16 protein-coding genes and 1 pseudogene are annotated in these 17962 nt (G+C 65.0%); 12 read left to right on the top strand and 5 right to left on the bottom strand.

What is annotated here, in order from left to right:
* Positions 1-27: 27 nt before the first annotated feature.
* The 4 genes from HAP41_RS06280 to HAP41_RS06265 form a co-directional block, all read right to left on the bottom strand.
* Positions 28-1713, bottom strand: a complete 1686-nt coding sequence (locus HAP41_RS06280) for a long-chain fatty acid--CoA ligase (protein WP_166104233.1) — start codon at positions 1711-1713, stop codon at positions 28-30.
* Positions 1714-1904: 191 nt separating this feature from the next.
* Complete coding sequence (locus HAP41_RS06275; protein WP_166104237.1) at positions 1905-3374, bottom strand: D-alanyl-D-alanine carboxypeptidase family protein; 1470 nt, start codon at positions 3372-3374, stop codon at positions 1905-1907.
* A gap of 176 nt (positions 3375-3550) precedes the next feature.
* Entirely contained in the window at positions 3551-5347 is a 1797-nt protein-coding gene (locus HAP41_RS06270; RefSeq protein WP_166104240.1) for a glucan ABC transporter ATP-binding protein/ permease, read from the bottom strand.
* 90 nt (positions 5348-5437) lie between these two features.
* Positions 5438-6487 carry an ABC transporter substrate-binding protein gene (locus tag HAP41_RS06265; RefSeq protein WP_063985843.1) on the bottom strand — a complete coding sequence of 350 codons (1050 nt, stop codon included), beginning with the start codon at positions 6485-6487 and terminating at the stop codon, positions 5438-5440.
* A gap of 227 nt (positions 6488-6714) precedes the next feature.
* Here HAP41_RS06265 and HAP41_RS06260 point away from each other — a divergent pair, with 227 nt between their 5' ends.
* From HAP41_RS06260 to HAP41_RS06230, 7 genes are all read left to right on the top strand, one after another.
* A complete protein-coding gene (locus HAP41_RS06260; protein ID WP_166104243.1) occupies positions 6715-7095 on the top strand; it encodes a hypothetical protein in 381 nt (126 codons plus the stop codon).
* A 133-nt stretch (positions 7096-7228) separates the two neighbouring features.
* Positions 7229-7633: a phosphoribosyl-ATP diphosphatase gene (hisE, locus tag HAP41_RS06255; RefSeq protein ID WP_166104246.1), complete on the top strand. Its 405-nt coding sequence runs from the start codon at positions 7229-7231 to the stop codon at positions 7631-7633.
* Positions 7634-7766: 133 nt separating this feature from the next.
* Positions 7767-8369, top strand: coding sequence for a YqaA family protein (locus HAP41_RS06250; RefSeq protein WP_081369120.1), 603 nt, complete (start codon positions 7767-7769; stop codon positions 8367-8369).
* Positions 8370-8491: 122 nt separating this feature from the next.
* Positions 8492-9031, top strand: coding sequence for a hypothetical protein (locus HAP41_RS06245; protein WP_063985840.1), 540 nt, complete (start codon positions 8492-8494; stop codon positions 9029-9031).
* Positions 9032-9058: 27 nt separating this feature from the next.
* Entirely contained in the window at positions 9059-10459 is a 1401-nt protein-coding gene (locus tag HAP41_RS06240) for an aspartate ammonia-lyase (protein WP_014491544.1), read from the top strand.
* Positions 10460-10614: 155 nt separating this feature from the next.
* Positions 10615-11583 (top strand): NAD(P)H-dependent flavin oxidoreductase, encoded by a 969-nt coding sequence (locus tag HAP41_RS06235; RefSeq protein ID WP_166104250.1) that lies wholly within the window; start codon positions 10615-10617, stop codon positions 11581-11583.
* A gap of 149 nt (positions 11584-11732) precedes the next feature.
* The gene (locus HAP41_RS06230; RefSeq protein WP_166104253.1) at positions 11733-12506 is read left to right on the top strand and encodes a thioesterase family protein; all 774 of its coding nucleotides are present in this window, start codon (positions 11733-11735) and stop codon (positions 12504-12506) included.
* Between the two features lie 421 nt (positions 12507-12927).
* Here HAP41_RS06230 and HAP41_RS06220 read toward each other — a convergent pair.
* Positions 12928-14489, bottom strand: a pseudogene (locus HAP41_RS06220) (AMP-binding protein).
* Between the two features lie 108 nt (positions 14490-14597).
* Between HAP41_RS06220 and HAP41_RS06215 the strand changes: the two are divergent.
* The 5 genes from HAP41_RS06215 to HAP41_RS06195 all read left to right on the top strand — a co-directional run bounded on the left by HAP41_RS06215 (position 14598) and on the right by HAP41_RS06195 (position 17942).
* Entirely contained in the window at positions 14598-15563 is a 966-nt protein-coding gene (locus tag HAP41_RS06215; RefSeq protein WP_166104256.1) for an NAD(P)H-dependent flavin oxidoreductase, read from the top strand.
* Between the two features lie 168 nt (positions 15564-15731).
* Positions 15732-15980: a hypothetical protein gene (locus HAP41_RS06210; RefSeq protein WP_028147356.1), complete on the top strand. Its 249-nt coding sequence runs from the start codon at positions 15732-15734 to the stop codon at positions 15978-15980.
* A 131-nt stretch (positions 15981-16111) separates the two neighbouring features.
* Positions 16112-16819, top strand: coding sequence for a hypothetical protein (locus tag HAP41_RS06205; RefSeq protein ID WP_166104261.1), 708 nt, complete (start codon positions 16112-16114; stop codon positions 16817-16819).
* An 87-nt stretch (positions 16820-16906) separates the two neighbouring features.
* The gene (locus HAP41_RS06200; protein ID WP_166104264.1) at positions 16907-17590 is read left to right on the top strand and encodes a hypothetical protein; all 684 of its coding nucleotides are present in this window, start codon (positions 16907-16909) and stop codon (positions 17588-17590) included.
* A gap of 130 nt (positions 17591-17720) precedes the next feature.
* Positions 17721-17942, top strand: a complete 222-nt coding sequence (locus HAP41_RS06195) for a hypothetical protein (RefSeq protein WP_166104269.1) — start codon at positions 17721-17723, stop codon at positions 17940-17942.
* Positions 17943-17962 lie beyond the last annotated feature (20 nt).

The raw sequence follows: 17962 nt of genomic DNA, 5'->3' as shown, positions 1-17962 counted from the left end.
CCCAAGAGTCATGAACCAAGGCGCGGCTTACGCCGCCTCCGCCTTCTTCTCGTCGCGGAGCTGCCGGCGCAGGATCTTGCCGACATTGGTCTTCGGCAGGTCGGTGCGGAATTCGATGTGCTTGGGCACCTTGTAGCCGGTGAGCTGCTCCTGACAGAACTTGATCACGGCTTCCGCGGTGAGGTTGGGATCCTTCTTCACCACGAACGCCTTCACCGCCTCGCCCGACTTGGAATCGGGGATGCCGATCACGGCGCATTCGAGCACGCCCGGATTGCTCGCGATCACTTCCTCGATCTCGTTCGGATAGACGTTGAAGCCCGAGACCAGGATCATGTCCTTCTTGCGGTCGACGATCTTGGTGTAGCCCTTCTCGTCCATCACGCCGATGTCGCCGGTGCGGAAATAGCCGTCGGCGGTCATCACCTTGTCGGTCTCTTCCGGCCTGTTCCAGTAGCCCGACATCACCTGCGGGCCCTTGGCGCAGATCTCGCCGGGCTGGCCGAGCGGGACTTCGTTGCCGTCGTCGTCGCGGATCGAGATCCAGGTCGAAGGCACGGGGATGCCGATCGATCCCGAGAACTCGGTCGTGGTCGCGGGATTGCAGGTCAGCGTCGGCGAGGTCTCCGACAGGCCGTAGCCTTCGGCGATGAAGCAGCCGGTCACCGCCTTCCACTGCTCGGCAACGGGGCGCTGCACCGCCATGCCGCCGCCGTTCGAGATCTTCAACTTGGAGAAGTCGAGCTTCTTGAAGTCGGGATGGTGCATCAAGCCGTTGTAGAGCGTGTTCACGGCCGGGAAGCTGTTGACCTGGTACTTCGCCAGCTCCTTGACGAAGCCCGCGATGTCGCGCGGATTGGGGATCAGCAGATTGCAGCCGCCGGCGCGCACCGCGAGCAGGTAGCAGGCCGTCAGCGCGAAGATGTGATAGAGCGGCAGCGCGCAGACGATCATGAGCTGATCGACATGCGGAGGTGCGGCGAGCGCCGGCTGGAGCCAGGCGTCGTTCTGCAGGACGTTGGCGACGATGTTGCGGTGGAGCAGGGTGGCGCCCTTGGAGACGCCGGTGGTGCCGCCGGTATATTGCAGGAAGGCGACGTCGCCCGGCGACAGCTTCGGCTTGTTGAACGTCAGGCCGCGGCCGGCCGATACCGCGTCGTTGAAGGACACCGCGCCCGGCAGCGACCAGGCCGGCACCATCTTCTTGACGCGGCGGACGACGAGGTTGACGATCACGCCCTTGAAGCCGAGCAGGTCGCCCATGCTGCCGACGATGACATGCTTGACTTGTGTCTTCGCGATCACCTGCTCGACCGTGTGGGCAAAATTCTCCAGCACGATGATGGCTTCGGCGCCGGAATCCTTGAGCTGATGCTCGAGCTCGCGCGGCGTGTAGAGCGGGTTGACGTTGACCACCGCGAAACCGGCGCGCAGCACGGCAGCGGTCGCGACCGGATATTGCAGCACGTTCGGCATCATGATCGCGACGCGAGCGCCACGTTGCAGGCCGCGGCCTTGCAAATAAGCGGCGAGCGCCAGCGACATCTGGTCGAGGTCGCGATAGCTGATCGCCTTGTCCATACAGATGAATGCCTTGCGGTCGGCGAACTTGGCGAAGCTCTCCTCCAGAAGGTCGACCAGCGATGCGTATTGGGTCGGCTCGATATCAGCAGGCACGCCGGGCGGATATTGCTTGAGCCAGATGCGCTCCATGGAAAACTCCCCTCAATTTACCAGAGCCCGTTGTGTCTCGGGCTTGCCTCATTGCGGCCAGTATCGAGCCTGCCGGAACGGGTGGCAAGCCGGTCGAGGCTTAGGACAAAGGTCCGGGAGTGGCTACTGGAATTGTCGCAAGCCGTTCTGCCGCAGGTGCGAAGCGCGGGCGCGGCTTGCGATGGGTGCCGTTAACTGTTGTTGGCCGGCTTGGCGGCGGGCTTGGTCGCCGCCTTGGGCTTGGCGGGCTTGGCCGCCTGATCGCCGCTTGCCGAAGGCTTCTCGGCGGGTTTCGCCGCCGCACCGTGCTTGGCCGCGGCATGCTTGGTCCCGGCCGGCTTCGCCGCGGACTTGGTATCGCTTTTGGCGTCAGGCTTGGCGGCATCCGGCTTTGCCGCCGCCGTCTTGGCATCCTTCGGCTTGTCGGCTGGCTTGTCGGCCGCGTCGGGCTTCCTGGCGACGCGCGACTTCTTGCCACGCGGCTTTGGCGTGGCCTGCTGGTCGGCATCGGCCGCGACCGCCGCGATCAGGGCGGTGCCGGTGCGGGTCGGGCCGGTATAGACCAGCACGGGCTCGGCCGCAGCGGGGGCGGAGGCCATCAGCTCGGAGGCCTTCATCAGGGGCGGCTGAAGGCCCGCGGTAAAGAAGGTGACCTGGGCTTCGCCGCCGGTGGCGGAGGCCGATCCGGAGGTGCCGCCATTGGCGGCGATCAGTGCGTCGTCATCGTCGCTGGCCGGCCGCTTGCGATGACCGCCGCACATGTCCTCGCGCAGGTTCGGCGGCGAAGCGTCGACCGGCACCAGCTTGTCGACGGTGCCGAGCGAGGGGCGGAGCCAGGTGAGATTGTCCTGGCTGAAGCCGCGTTCGAGCAGCTGCGCCGCCTTCACCGCACGCGCAGTGCCGGAGTTGGCGCCGAGCACGACGGCGATCAGCCGTCGTCCGTTGCGCGTGGCCGACGCCACGAGATTGTAGCCGGAGGCGCAGATGAAGCCGGTCTTGAAGCCGTCGGCCCCGGGGTAGCGGCCGATCAGCTTGTTGAAATTGCCGGTGACGCGCTTGCCGAAGCGGATTGCCGGGATGTGCACGAAATATTCGTATTCCGGCAGGTCGCGCAAGAACGAGCGCGCGAGAATGCCGAGGTCGCGCGCGGACGTGATCTGGCCGTCAGCGGGCAGGCCGTTCGGATTGACGTAGCTCGTCTGCGTCATGCCGAGCTTCTGCGCGGTGTCGTTCATCATCGCCGAGAAGCCGTCGATCGAGCCGCCGACGCCTTCGGCAAGCACCACGGCCATGTCGTTCGCCGACTTCACCATCATCATCTTCAGCGCGTTGTCGACGGTGAGCTGCGTTCCCGGACGGAACCCCATCTTCGACGGCGATTGCGAAGCCGCCGTCGGCGACACCGTGATCAGCGTGTCGAGCGTGAGCCTGCCGTCCTTCACCGCCTTCAGCGTCACGTAGGCCGTCATGATTTTGGTGACGGAGGCCGGATACCACGGGATGGTCGCGTTCTCGGCCTGCAGCACCTTGCCGCTGTCGGCTTCGATCAGCAGCAGTGCTTCGGCGCTGGCCGTGCGCGGCGCAAGCAGCACCGCGGATGCGAGGGCCGCGGCGAACAGGTTGAACAGGGACTTGCGAAGCAGCGGGCGAAGGGCGTGCACTATCCGATTCCGGTCCTTGGAGACCCGCCGGTTCCGGTCGGCTCTCGTGATCTGATGTTCGGTTCTGAAATCCGGCGCCGCCGCTTGCGGCGTCGCAAACCTATACCGGCTCGTGCGTCGAGAATAGGGGTTTCGGCCGGGTATTCCGTGATGAAATAGGCCGAATTTCGACGATGCTATGGGGACTTGACCGCAGTCGCCGCAGCCTCAGCGGCCGTCACGCTGGCCCGTGCATTTTCCTGAACCATGAACTGGGCCCTGGCGAGTTCGGCAAAATGGCCGCCTTTGGCCACGAGTTCATCGAAAGTTCCGCTTTCGATCACGCGGCCGTTCTCGAACACCAGGATCCTCGTGGCATTCCGGATGGTGGAGAGACGGTGGGCGATCACGAACGTGGTGCGTCCCTTCATCACTTCGTCGAGAGCGGCGTTCACCTTGGCCTCGGTGACGGCGTCGAGCGCGCTGGTGGCCTCGTCCAGGATCAGGATCGGCGGATCCTTCAGCAGCGCGCGGGCGATCGACAGCCGCTGGCGCTCGCCGCCGGAGAGCATGCGGCCGCGCTCGCCGGCATTGGTCTCGAAGCCGCCGCTGCGCTCGATGAATTCGAGCGCCTGCGCGCGCTCCGCGGCCTTGCGCATCTCGGCTTCGGTCGCATCCGGCTTGCCGACGTGCAAATTCTCCGCGATCGAGCGGTTGAACAGCAGCGCCTCCTGGAACACCACGCCGATGTTCCGGCGCAGCGAGGTCAGCGTCACGCCGCGGACGTCCATGCCGTCGATCCTGATGAAGCCCGACTGCGGATCGAAGGCGCGATGCAGAAGCGCGATCGCGGTCGACTTGCCGGCGCCGGTCGCGCCGACCAGCGCGATGGTCTGGCCGGGCAGCGCGGTGAAGGAGAGGTCCTCGACCGCCGGCCGCTTGCCGTCATAGGAGAAGGTGACGTCGTTGAATTCGACGAGGCCGGAGAGCCGTCCCGCATCGATCGCGTCGGGGCGGTCGTGGACCGCGGGCACGGCATCGAGCACGTTGAAGAACTCGCGCAGGCGCGGGGCTTCCATGAACACGTTGTTGATGAAGCTCACGACCTGCTCGAGCTTCTGGATCAGCATCGTCGCGAAGCTCACGAACATCACGATCTCGCCGACGGAGGTCAGCCCCTGGTCGTGCAGCGCGATGCCGAGCGTGAAGATCGCGAGCACCGTGATCGTGGTGGAGGCGCGCGTGATGACGGTGACGAGCGCCCACCACGACAGCACCGGCATCTGCGCCGCGAGCAGGTCATCAGCGACGGAGCGCAAGCCCTTCACCTCGGATTCGACGCGCACAAAACTCTGCACCAGAGCGACGTTGCCGAGCGCGTCGGAGGCGCGCGCGGAGAGCTCGCTGTAGTGCTCCTCGACCTGCATCTGCATGCCGAAGGTCCGGCGCACGACGAAGGTCGTCAGCGCGGTGAAGACGACGCAGAGCACGAACAGCAGGACCGCGAGCCGCCAGTTCAGGTAGAGCGACAATGGCAGCAGCACCACGACCGACAGGATCGCGGCAAAGTGCTCGCGGAAGAAGCCGAGCCACAACCGCCACAGCGCATCGGTGCCGTTGAGCATCACCTTCATCAGCCGGCCCGAATGGGTGCCTGAGTGGAAGGTCAGCGGCAGTTGCAGAATATGCTCGAAATAGTCGGTCAGCACCGCCTGGCGCTGGCGGTGCGAGAGGCGGTCGGCTTGCAACGCCACGATCGCGCTGCAGCCGATGGTGAACAGCCCGAACGCCACCCAGGCCATCAAAAACGGCCAGGCCGAGTTCGATCCGGCGACCGCCTTGCCGGAGAGCACGTCGACGATCCGGCCGAACAGCACGGGTTCCGCGAACTGCGAGGCCGCCAGCAGCAGATTGGCAAACGCCAGCAACCAGCCCAGCCGCGCCTCCTTGCCGAGCAGTTCGAGAACGCGGGTGTAGAGACGGAGGATGGGCATGCGAGGGACGAACTCGGGCGGACGAAACGATGTGAGCCCACATTCTAATCAGGGTCGCTCGCGAGATACAGCGGAAGCTGCGGGTTTTGCTCAGTTGATCAGCCGTCCCGCGACCGGCGGCAGGAACCGGTCGTCGAAGATATCGCCGGCCGCTGGCCGTTTGCGGAATTTGAAATCCTGCGCGATCTGGTCGATCGAGCGGTCCAGGCGCGCCGGGTCGATGCCGCCGAGGCCGTTGCGTTTGACCTCGTCGGTCAGGATGTTGTCGATGAGCACGCTGCGAAGGCGTTCCCGCTCGAGATCGCGGTCGCCGTCGTCGATCCGGCTCGTGGCTTCGTCCGCCGCACGGGCCGGCTCTTTGATGGTCGCGTTGACGCCGGCGATCAGTGCGCGGACGAACCCCTTCACGGCGTCGGGCTTCGCGGCGGCGAAAGCGGGGTTGGCCACCACGGCGAAGCCGTAGGCCTCGCAGCCATAGTCGGCATAGCGGAGTACCACGAGATCGCCGCCGGGCACGCCGCGGTCGCGCAGGTTCACCGCCGAGAGATAGCTGAAGCCGGCGACGGCATCGACCTGGCCCGCGGAGAGGAGCGGCTCGCGGACCGCGGCGCTGATCTTGTGGAATTTCACTTGCGACGCGTTGATGCCGTTCTGCTGCGCCAGCGCCGGCCACAGCCGCATCGACAGATCGCCGTCGGCGACGCCGACGGTCTTGCCGTCGAGGTCGGGCAGCAAGTGAATGCCGCGGCTCCTGCGCGCGACGATCGCGTAAGGCGCGCGATTGAACAACACGAACACGGCTTTGATCGGCGCGGCATCGTCCTTGTCGCGAAAGCGGATCAGCTCGTTGATGTCGACGAGCGCGAGCTCGCTGTCGCCCTTGGCGACGCGCGCGAGCGCCTCCGGCGATCCGGCTGAGCTCTTGAAGGACACGTTGAGACGCTCGGTGCCGAAATTGCCGTCCTTCGCGGCGAGGAAGAACGGCGCCATGCTCGCATCGACGGGACGATCGAATGTGAAGTGGATCGCAGTGGACGGCGCAGCAGTCTCGGCCGCGCTGACGTCGCGCGCAGCCAGCGCGGCAAGCGAGATTGCAATGGCCAGCAGGCCGCGAAGGGCGATCGTCTTGAATGCAAACATCAGGCGCGCCGGTCCCGCATTGTTGTGGTTTCGTGACGCTCGCAGCGCCGGCCAGCGACGAGCCTGCGCGCGCCAACATGAACGGCGGATGAGCGGGGGTTGCGTCATGATCACGCAACCCCGTTCAGCTTCTGTTGGGGTTCGGGAACCCAACATGGGCTGCGGGTGTTTGAAAGACATGAGCCTGTCGTCAGGCACTATTCGAGGTCCCAAGGAGGGTCCAGGACATGTTTGACCGATTTTCGAGATTTGCCGGCCGCAAGGCCGTGTTTGCCACCGCCGCGGTGCTGGCGCTGACCGCGGTCGCCCCGACCGCCTCATACGCAGGCGGCCGCCACTGGCATGGCGGTGGTGGTGGCGGCGTAGCGGCTGCTGCGGCCATCGCCGGCATCGTTGGCACCGGCCTTGCGATCGCGGCGACCCGTGACGCCTACGCTTATGATTACGGTCCGGGTCCGGGTTATGGCTATTACGGCGGCCCTGCCTATTACAGTGGCCCCGCCTACGGTCCTTACTACGGCCCGGGCCCGAACTACCAATATCAGCGCTATGGCGGCACGGCTCCGTCGGAGCTCTGTGGCCAGGGCTACATGCAGAACTGCTACTAGCCTTGGCTACCAAATCCTTGGCTACCAAGTCTTGACCACAACGGGCCGTCGCGCTTGCCGCGGCGGCCTGTTTTTCGCTTTTAACCCTGCGCGTTAACGCGCTCGCCAGTGGTTTAGGGTAGTTTTGAGTACCATGAGTGATTCGCTTGAGCGGCTATATCTGGCTGTGCTCGCGGCCAAGGATCTTGATCCGGCAACATCGCGTACCGCCCGGCTGTTTCAGCGTGGGCCATCCAAAATGGCGAAGAAACTGGCCGAGGAAGCCATTGAGGTCGTCATCGACGCGGTCAATGGCGATAGCGACGCCGTGATCCGGGAAAGCGCCGACCTGCTCTACAATCTCACGGTGCTCTGGGCTTCGGCCGGCGTGCGCCCGGAGGATGTCTGGCGCGAGATGGCGCGGCGGGAAGACATGCTCGGCATTGCCGAGAAGCTGCCGAAGTCGCCGATGAAGCTGCCCAAAGTCGCGTCACCGCGCGTTGCCGCCAGGCGGCCAATTGTCGCGCTGGAAGGGCGCGTCTCGCGCAAGCGCCACTAAAGCGCGGTGAAACCGGAGCAAAGCGTCATCGCGCTTTAGGTTGTTGTTTGCGCGCGATCTTTCGGAAAACCGCGACACACTGTTCCAGATCACGCCAAATCGTCACAAAACTCGCGATGGACAAATCCGTCCCATGGTGCTTCATCGCGGCGCCATGCTGAAACGTATCTACGACTGGTGCATCGACGCCGCCCACAAGCCCTACGCGCTCTGGATCATGGGAGCCGTGGCTTTCGCAGAAAGCTCCTTCTTTCCGGTCCCGCCGGATGTGATGCTGATCCCGATGTCGCTGGCGCGCCCGCAGCGCGCCTGGCTCTACGCCGCGGTCTGCACCGCGACCTCGGTGGTGGGCGGTCTGCTGGGCTACGCCATCGGTGCGCTGCTGTTTGACTCGGTCGGCCATTGGCTGATCCAGGTCTATGGCCTCGGCGACAAGGTCGACGCCTTCCGCGCCTCCTACGCGGAGTGGGGCGCGGTGATCATCCTGCTCAAGGGCCTGACGCCGATCCCCTACAAGCTCGTCACCATCACCTCGGGCTTTGCCGGTTACAATATCGGCCTGTTCATCCTGTGCTCGATCGTCGCGCGCGGCGGCCGTTTCTTCATCGTCGCGATCCTGCTCAACCGCTATGGCGACTGGATCCGCGTCAGGATCGAGAAGCATCTCGGTCTCTGGGTGGCGCTCGGCGCCGCCGTGCTGGTGCTCGGCTTCGTCGTCGCGGTCAAGCTGATCTAGAGCATGATCCGGCCCCGAAGGGCCGCGTCAGCGCGACGTGTGAAGCGGTTCTCCGCAAAGATCATGTTCGCTCAATAACCCCGCGCTTTGCCGCTGCGCCGGGTTCGGCTACGGTTGCCGTCATGATGGTTCGATCCGGCAATCCGGTCCTCCGACCGGGGACGCTGATATTTGCAGTGCTTTCGCTCCTGCTTGGTGCCGGTGGCACCGGCTGGCCGCAATCCGCGCCGCCGGCGCTCGGCTTGCAGGAGCAGGGACCGCAGACCGCGCCGCCGCCCTCGACATCAGCTCCTTCGTCGCCGCCGGCGCGCGAGGAAAATCCCGGACTGATCAACGAAATGGGCAAGCTGTTCGACAAGCTGCCCTCGATCCTGCCGCCGATCAAAAGCCCGAGCGAGACCATGAACGACCTGTCGCGGCTGGCGACGCCGTCGGCCATGGTGTCGGGGCGCATGGCCTGCCCCGCCTCGTCGAATGGCGCGCCCGACTGCAAGCAAGCCGCCGACCAGCTCTGCCAGAGCAAGGGCTACAAGGAAGGCAAGAGCCTGAACGCCGATTCCGCGGAGAAATGCTCGGCCAAGGTTCTGATCCCGGGCCGGCAACGCAAACCGGATGACTGCCGCACCGATACCTTCGTCACCAGCGCGCTGTGCCAGAACTGAGGACGTAGCGCCAGCAAAGGAGCGCCCATGAGCCGCACGGAGCAGGACTTCCTCGGACAGCGCGAGATCGCCGACGACATCTACTACGGCGTCCAGACCATCCGCGGGAAGGAGAACTTCCACATCACCGGCATTCCGATGAACCAGGAGCCTTACTTCGTGAAGGCGCTCGGTTACGTCAAGAAGGCTGCCGCGATGGCCAACCGCGACCTCGGCGCGGTCGATGCGAAAGTTGCGGACGCGATCATCCAGGGCTGCGACCGCGTCATCGCCGGCGACATGATGGATCAGTTCGTCACCGACTTCATTCAGGGCGGCGCCGGCACCTCCACCAACATGAACGCCAACGAGGTGATCGCCAATCTCGCGCTGGAATCGCTCGGCTTCAGCAAGGGCGACTACCAGCATGTCAGCCCGAACGACCATGTCAATTACGGCCAGTCGACCAACGACACCTATCCGACCGCGTTCCGGCTGGCGCTGATCCTGCGGCTCGAGAGCTACATGACGGCGCTGCGCCAGCTCCAGGAGGCCTTCTTCACCAAGGGCCGCGAGTTCGAGCGCGTGCTGAAGATGGGGCGCACGCATCTTCAGGACGCCGTGCCGATGTCGCTCGGCGCCGAATTCCGCGGTTGGGGCACCACGATCGGCGAGGAGGTCGACCGCATCTCCGAGGCGCGCGCGCTGCTGCGCGAGATCAATCTCGGCGCCACCGCGATCGGCACCTCCGTCACCGCGGCCGTCGGCTATCCAAAACTCGCGGTCCGGCATTTGAGCGCGCTGACCGGCGTCGACTTCATCCTTGCCGGCGATCTCGTCGAGGCGACCTCGGACACCGGCGCCTATGTGCAGCTCTCCGGCGTGCTCAAGCGCACGGCGAGCAAGCTGACGAAAATCTGCAACGACATCCGCCTGCTGGCCTCGGGCCCGCGCGCCGGCTTCAACGAGATCAACCTGCCGCAGCTCCAGCCGGGCTCCTCGATCATGCCGGGCAAGGTCAACCCTGTCATCCCCGAGGTCGTCAACCAGACCAGCTTCCTCGTCATCGGCCTCGACACCACGGTGACGCTCGCGGCAAGTGCCGGCCAGCTTCAGCTCAACGTGATGGAGCCGGTGATCTCGTTCGCGCTGTTCTTCTCGATCCGCACCATGGAGCGCGCGGTCAACAGCCTGCGCGAGAACTGCGTCGTCGGCATCACCGCCAACGAAGAGCACACCCGCAACATGGTGCTGAACTCGCTCGGCATTGTTACGGTGCTGAAGCCGCTGCTCGGCTACAAGCAATGCGCCGAGATCGCGCGCGAGGGCTACAAGAGCGGCAAGTCGCTGCACCAGATCGTCGTGGTCGAACGCAAGCTGCTGACGCAGGAGAAATGGGACGAGATGTTCTCGTTCGAGCGGCTGATCAATCCGGATTTGATTGGGTGATGCCGCCGGCGTTTGCGCAGCGAATTCCGCATGTTGGAATTGCGGTAACGGCATCCGCCACGGCGTCAAAACGCAATACTTGACAGTGGAAAGATTGCCTTGTTGGTATGGCCTCCAGCTTTCGATTTGCTCGCCACCAAAGGATCGTTTCGCCTATGTCCATGCCTGCCTTGTTCAAGGGGCGCCTGTCGATCCCCGTGATCGGTTCGCCGCTCTTCATCATCTCGGTGCCCGATCTCGTAATTGCGCAGTGCAAGGCCGGCGTGGTCGGCTCGTTTCCGTCGCTGAATGCGCGGCCGCCGGAGCTGCTCGACGAATGGCTGGCGCGGATCACCGAAGAGCTCGCGGCCTATGACCGTGCCCATCCCAACAAGCCGTCGGCGCCGTTTGCGGTGAACCAGATCGTGCACAAGTCGAACAACCGGCTCGATCACGACATGCAGCTCTGCGCCAAGTACAAGGTGCCGATGATCATCTCGTCGCTCGGCGCGCGCGAGGAGCTCAATCAAGCGGTGCACGGCTGGGGCGGCATCGTCTTCCACGACGTGATCAACCAGAAGTTCGCCCACAAGGCGATCGAGAAGGGCGCCGATGGCCTGATCCTGGTTGCGGCCGGCGCCGGCGGCCATGCCGGCACCATCTCGCCGCTGGCCTTCGTTGCAGAAACGCGAAAATGGTTCGATGGCCCGATCGCGCTGTCGGGTGCCATCGGCAACGGCAAGGCGATCCGCGCCGCGCGCATCCTCGGCGCAGACTTCGCCTATATCGGCTCGGCCTTCATTGCGACCAAGGAAGCCAACGCGGTCGAGAAATACAAGGAGATGATCGCGGGCTCGACGGCCGACGACATCGTCTACTCCAACCTCTTCACCGGCGTGCACGGTAACTATCTGAAGCCGTCGATCCTCGCGGCCGGTATGGATCCGGAAAACCTGCCGACGTCTGATCCGTCCAAGATGAACTTCGGCACGGATGCCTCCGGCGAGCGCGCCAAGCCGAAAGCCTGGAAGGAGATCTGGGGTTCGGGCCAGGGCATCGGCAGCGTCGACGGCATCATCCCCGCCGCCGATCTGATCGCGCGCTTCAAGAAGGAATATGACGAGGCGATCGACCCGCCGCTCTAACCGCTCTCGTGTCCCGGACGCGCCGCAGCCTGCAACGCTGCTGCGCAGAGCCGGGACCCATCGCTGCAGCACATGGACCCCGTCTCTGCAGCGCACCGCCTACGCGTTGCGCTGCGCCCGGGGAACGCCAGCCGAGATATCGTGCAAACATGACCGCCATCTATCGCGTCGACGGCAACAACGTCGTCACCAGCCCCAATGCTGCAGGTCCGTGGGACCGGCGCATGCAGCACGGCTCGGCGCCGTCTGCGCTGGTGACGTGGGCGGCGGAACGCATTCCGACGCCGGTGCCGATGAATGTTGCGCGCGTCACCATCGACCTGATGCGCCCGGTGCCGGTGGCGCCGCTGACGATCGAGAGCGAGGTTTTGCGCGAGGGGCGCAAGATCCAGCTCTGCGAGATCAAGTTGTTCGCCGACGGTGTTCAGGTCGTCGGTGCCACCGTGCTCAAGATCAAGCGGCAATCACAGCCGTTGCCGGACGACGTCAAGGAGTTGCCGGTCACGCTGCCGTCGCCCGAGGACTCGCTGGTCGAGGACGGCCATGGCGCGACCAGTCCGTTCGCAGGCATGGTCTCGATGCGCGCCGCGCGCGGCCGCTTCGGCCAGGCGGGGGCCGGCGCGATCTGGTTTCGCCTCGACCATCCGCTGGTCGAAGGCGAAGCGGTCTCGCAGGCGATGCGCGCCGTGGTCGCCGCCGACTTTTCCAACGGCACCGCCTCGACGCTCGACTTCCGCGCCTGGACCTACATCAATGCCGACCTTACTGTGAACCTATCGCGCCAGCCGGTCGGCGAGTGGATCTTGCTCGACGGCGAATCCTGGATCGGTCCCGACGGCGCCGGCCTCGCGATGTCGCGGCTCGCAGATCGTCACGGCTATTTCGGCCGGGCGGTGCAGAGTCTGGTGATCGAAAAGCGGTAAGCGTGTCGGCAAGCGCCGTGATCGCTCCTTGAGCCGATTGAACGGCAGACTTCCGCCGCCGCGGAAGGGATGCCCTGGTCGCGAACCTCTTCTTGTCCGGAGGTCTCTGTTCGACGCCAGCGTCCTGCCAGTTCAGCTGCCGTAGACGATCTTGATCTCCCACAGCAGGACGATGATAGCCGTGATCAACGTGATCGCGGCCAACGCACTTTCCAAGGAAGCGACTCTCATTTGATACTCCGCTTCCCAGCCCCGTCAGCGGTCTAGTTGATTCGTTGATTCGCCTGCAATTGCGCGGACGGCGTGCCTGAAAAGTCCCTTCCGAGCTGTTGTTCGCGGGTCACAGCGACCCGTAGAACCCCGGGGTCCGGCCGCGGGAATACGTGCGGTGCTGCCTGCCACAAGTTGCAGACCAGGATGACTACCCCACCATCCGGTCCCGTCCGCTCCAGAAGCCTGCGCGCAGCACCTTCTTGTCGACCTTGCCGACGCCGGTCATCGGCAGCTGCTTGACGAACTGGATCTGCTTCGGTGCATGTGCCGAGCCTTTTCGCGTCCTCACCAGATTGATCAGTTCGTCCGGATCGGGCTGCGCCCCCTCACGCGGCATGACGATGGCGGTGACGGCTTCGCCCCATTTCTCGTCGGGAATGCCGACGACCGCGACCATCGCAACATCCGCATGCTGCGACAGCACGTCCTCGACCTCGCGCGGAAAAATGTTGAAGCCGCCGGAGACGATCATGTCCTTCTTGCGGTCGAGGATGAACATGTAGCCGCGCTCGTCCTTGCGTGCGACGTCGCCGGTGTGGACCCAGCCATTCTTCAGCGTCTCGGCGGTGATGTCGGGCCGCTTCCAGTATTCGGCCATGACATGCGGCGCGCGCACGCAGATCTCGCCGGCTTCGCCGGTCTTCACTTCCTGGTCGTTGTCGTCGAGAATCCTGACCTCGCAGGTCGAGATCGGGAAGCCGCAGGACAGGAACAACTCGGGCGTTTTGGGATCATGATCCGCCTTGCGCAGCACCGAAATCGGATAGCATTCGGTCTGCCCGTAAAGCTGCGAGAACACCGGCCCGATCCGTTCGATGCCCTCGACCAGCCGGCTCGGCGACATCGCGGAGGCGCCGTAGAGCACGAGCTCGAGCGAGGACAGATCGGTCTTGCTCAAGGCTGGATGATCGAGCAGCACATAGATCATGGTCGGCACGAACAGCGTGAAATTGATGCGCTCGCGCGCGATCGTCGCCAGCACCGCCTCGGGATCGAAGCCTTTCAGCATGTGCACGGTGCCCCCGCGCATCAGGGTCGGCACGACTTTCGTACCGGCGACATGGCTGATCGGGGCAACCGCGAATAGTGCGGGGTGTCCGGGATCTCGAAGTCGGCGAGGATCGCGGCAGCACCACCGGCGTTCTCGCGGTGATAGCGCAGTGCGCCCTTGGATTTTCCGGTCGTGCCACCGGTGTAATTCAGCGTTGAGAGATCGTCGGGGCCGGCGAAGCAATGCGCGCTGGCATGGCCTTCGATCTCGATCGCCTGCAGGAGGTCGACGCCATAGTCGGCCGGTCCCGTGGTGAAGACTGCCCTCAGCCGGCTCGCACTCGCGGCAAGCTCGCCGCCGCGATCGCGGAAGGTGGCGGCATCGACCACCAGCATCTCGGCCTCGGAATCCTCGAGCTGGAAGTGCTGGTCTGCCCGCGATCCCAGCGGATGCAGCCAGGTGACGCAGAGCCTGGATAATTGCGCGGCGACGCCGGCGCACCAGGTGTCGGCACGGTTCGCGGTGAGGAAGGCGACGCGCGCGCCGGGCTGCAAGCCCAGCCGCATGAACACCGCCTGGATGCGTCCGATCAGGTCGATGGTGCCCTGATAGCTCAGCGATCCACCGGGCCAGGCGAAAGCGGTGCGGCCGGGATAGCGCGACAGTGCCCGCAGCGTCTGCGCGCAAGTCGGGGACGATGCGTGGAGCGGATCGGACATATGTTTCCCCGTTGCTTTGTCATCGGCTTTTGACATGCCAATGTTCGCGCGCAACGCTAGCACAGGGAAGGCGGGATGGAACGACAAAGCCCGCGCAAGGAGGCGTGAGTGGCATCCGATCGACTGCAACACTTCCGTGATCGTCTCGCTCTGCCTTTGATCGCGGCGCCGATGTTTCTGGTGTCGGGCGTCGAGCTCATGGTCGCGGCCTGTCGCAATGGCGTGATCGGCAGCTTCCCCACCGTGAATTGCCGCAGCACGGAACAGCTCGAGGCGTGGTTCACCGAGATCGAAACGCGACTGCGGCAACACGAAGATCACACAGGACGCAAGGCCGCGCCGCTTTGCCCGAACCTGATCGTGCATCGCTCCAACGCTCGGCTGGAGCAGGATCTCGCTGTGCTGCTGCGACACAAGCCGGAGATCGTCATCACCTCTGTTGGGTCGCCCGCGCCGGTGTTGAAGCCGCTGCACGATGCCGGCGCGCTGGTGCTGGCGGACGTGGCCTCGATCCGCCACGCCCAGCGCGCGGCGGAAGCCGGCGCAGACGGGCTGGTGCTGCTCACCGCGGGCGCAGGCGGGCAGACCGGCTGGCTCAATCCGTTCGCGTTCGTCCGCGCGGTGCGCGCATTCTTTGACGGCATCATCGTGCTCGCCGGAGGAATCAGCGACGGCCGCGCGCTGCATGCGGCTGGAGTCCTCGGCTGCGATCTCGGCTACATGGGCACGAAATTCATCGCGACGCGCGAGAGCATGGCGGACGAGCGCCACAAGGACATGCTGGTCGACAGCAGCGCCGACGACATCCTGCTGACCACCGCGTTCACAGGGTTGCAGACCAGCATGCTGAAGCCGTCGATCGTGGCTGCGGGCCTCGATCCCGACGATCTGCCGGCGCGTGGCGCGATCGACATCGGCAAGGACATTGACGTCGACGCGCGCGAAAACCGCCCGAAACGCTGGCGCGATATCTGGAGCGGGGGACACGCGACATCGGGCGTGACCGACGTGATGGCGGTCGACGATCTCGTGGCGCGGACCCTCGCCGAGTATCGCGATGCGGGCGGGCAATAGGCGGCGTCCTTCCCTTCGCCCCGCTTGCCGGGGAGGGAGAGGAGGGGCCGTCGCTCCCGATCACAGTTAATCGAGCGCTCCTCCGCAGCCCCGTACTTAACGGCAGATTAACCAACGCCCGCCAAGAATCCCCTCACGGCCGCCAATCAGGACCGAGAGGGACAGGCGATGGACTTCGATTTTCTCAATAGCAAGACAGCCGCGACGCTGGACGAAATCCGGGTCCGCGTGGCCCATGCTCTGGCCCGTCATCCGCTGTGCCGCAACGTGCGCTTCGACATCCTCAGCGTCCCCCGCACCCGCCGGGGCGGCAATTGGACGGTGACGCTGCAATCGGTCGAGCCGCGCGCGGTCTGGGAGGCCTCCGAGATCGTCGCCGACATCCAGGATGCCTACGACCTGGCGCTAGCTGCCTGATTTCCTTGAGATTTCGGGGCATGTCGCCACAGTCCGCGCGATTGCCGTCGCGATGGCTCGGTTAAGCCTTATTTACCGCCCAGTTTCCGGGCACTCGTCACGTGGACTTGAAGCTGGGCCTGGAGAGACGTTTGTCCAAAGCCATCACCATCGTCGTGCTGACCTGTTTCCTCGTCCTCGGCGCCGCCACCACCGCCATCCTCGGCCGTGACAGCGTGCCCAGCGTCAGCGCGGAGATGATCACGCAGGCCCCGCCGCCCAAGCAGCTTTCGACAAATCGCGCCGCCAAGGCCGACCGTCTGGTTCCGACGCTGGCACTGGCCTCGGCCGCGATCGATCCGGTCCAGGTCTCTGCCGACAAGCTCTCACAGGCGCCGGTGCTGACCGAGCCGCTGCGCCAGGCGTTTGCCGCCGCGACGCCCGCCGATTTCCCGATGCCCAAGGCGAGTGTGCATGAAGCGCCTGCCGCCGCAGAGGCTCCCGTCGAAGCTCCGGCCAAGCCGAAGGTCGCCGCCAAGCCGCAGCCGCAGAAAAACTATTCGCTGCTGTCCGACGTGCAGATCGCGGGCATCAGGGATCGCCTGAAACTGTCGTCGTCGCAGGAATACTACTGGCCCTCGGTCGAGACTGCGCTGCGCAACGTCGTCCGCAAGATCTCCGCGAACAAGCTCTCCAATCCGAACGCGCCGGGCGTGCCGATCGATCCGAACTGCGACGAGGTCCAGCAGTTGAAGTCGGCCGCGATGCCACTGCTGTTCCAGCTGCGCGAGGACCAGAAGGAAGAAGTGCGCAAGCTCGCCCGCATCATCGGGCTTGAAAAAGTCGCGCAGCAGATCTGACGCGCAAGTTCCTCCGGGAACTGCGCCCCGCATCGGGAACATCCGGCAATCGACAAACGTTGCCCGCTCCAAAGAGGGAGTGGACCAATGCGCGCCTCGACAGCTTATTTCGTCGGTGCCGGAACGATCGTCGCGGCCATCGCCATTGGTCTCGGTGGCGGCATCGTCGCCGGCAATATCATGAATCCGGTCGCGCCCAAGCAGGGGCCGGACACGAGCAAGATGGCGCAGCGCGCTGAAGCCGCTAAACCCGCGATGACGGACGCGCCTTCCGAGCGCTTGCAATATCTCACCGGCTCGCAAGCCTTCGGCGCCATGATCGCCGCGCCGGCGCAGGCCAAAGCCAAATCCGAACCCGCAAAGCCCGACACGCAGGCAAGTCAGGCGAACGCCGAGCCGCCAGCGCCGCAGCCTTCCCAGGCAGCCGCGGCCGAGCCGCCCAAGCCGGCACCGGCATCGCCTCCGCAAGTCGCAAGGCCTGCCGAGCAACAGGCATCGACAGAGCCGCAATCCTCATCCGACAACGCCTATGCCAAGGCCAGGGATTCCGACGTGAAGCGCGCCGCGTCCGAACGGCGCCGCATGGAGCGCCGCGAGCGCTGGGCCGAGCGCCGGCATTACGACTCCCGCGAGCCGCGTGGCATGCGCGACCGCACCGATTGGGATGACGTCGCGCGCAACATCCGCGAAGATTCCGATGCGCGCGATGTCGCGAGCCGGCCGCGCGGCGGCTTGCCGCAGATCAGGCTGTTCGGGCCTGACGACGATTAGCGCCCATCCTCGCCGTCGCGCACGCGATCGTGAGCGACGGTTCGTTCTGCGGACGCGCTTGCCTCGAATTTCAACTTCCAGACGATCTCCGTTCAATGCATGATTGGCGTGGCTAGCCAAAGGCCGCGTCATGGGCGTAGCGCTGTTAGCTCGGGGTCGCTTCTTCGCGCCGTACCGCGAAGGCGTCACCTTGCCGGCCCCGGTTGATAGAGCCGGCATTGCCTGGCTGCTCTACCTTCTCGCGCGACATGCGCGGAATCGCGGCTTCACCGCGCTGCAATTACCCTCGAAGGCGGGCGGCGCGGCGGCCTTCCCGACTGACCTCACTTATCTCGCATTGCAAACCTTTTAGAGGTTTCCATGTCGATACAT

The sequence above is a fragment of the Bradyrhizobium barranii subsp. apii genome, assembly GCF_011516635.5.
In the GTDB taxonomy this organism is placed as follows: Bacteria; Pseudomonadota; Alphaproteobacteria; order Rhizobiales; family Xanthobacteraceae; genus Bradyrhizobium; species Bradyrhizobium barranii.
The sequence above is the reverse complement of the archived record's forward strand: the minus strand, read 5'-3'. Positions and strand labels throughout refer to the sequence as shown.